Here is a 587-nt window from a genome sequence, read left to right as displayed (position 1 = left end):
AAACCATAATCATCTATAGATATAACAATTCACGATATAAGGGCTGTGTTTGGCATAGCCCTTTAGATATACACTTAATTCCTATTAAAATAGTAGGGATTAAAAGGGGGCTTGTCATGATTAAAATTCAACAATTACAACATCACTTTGGATCACATAAAGTAATTCATAACTTTAATTTGGACATTAGCAAGGGAGAAATAGTCACTTTCATAGGGAAAAGTGGTTGCGGAAAGTCTACTTTACTCAATGTTATCGGTGGATTTATTCATCCATCGTCTGGTCGTGTCATTATTGATAACGAAATTAAACAACAGCCATCTCCAGATTGTTTAATGCTATTTCAACATCATAATTTGCTGCCATGGAAAACGATTAATGACAACATTAGGATTGGATTTCAACAGAAAATTAGTGATGAAGAGATTAACGCACAGCTTAAATTAGTTGATTTAGAAGACAGGGGAAAGCATTTTCCCGAGCAACTGTCCGGGGGTATGAAACAACGTGTGGCACTATGTCGAGCGCATGTGCATAAGCCTAACGTTATATTGATGGATGAGCCATTAGGTGCATTAGATGCATTT

General features: G+C 35.9%; 1 protein-coding gene. It reads left to right on the top strand.

Annotated elements, in window-relative coordinates; genetic code table 11:
• Positions 1 to 116: 116 nt before the first annotated feature.
• The coding region (locus IDG60_RS28455; RefSeq protein ID WP_206161177.1) for an ATP-binding cassette domain-containing protein at positions 117 to 587 on the top strand (471 nt) is incomplete at its 3' end.

It is taken from the genome of Staphylococcus sp. EG-SA-2 (assembly GCF_017152085.1).
This window is presented reverse-complemented; position numbering and strand designations above follow the sequence as displayed.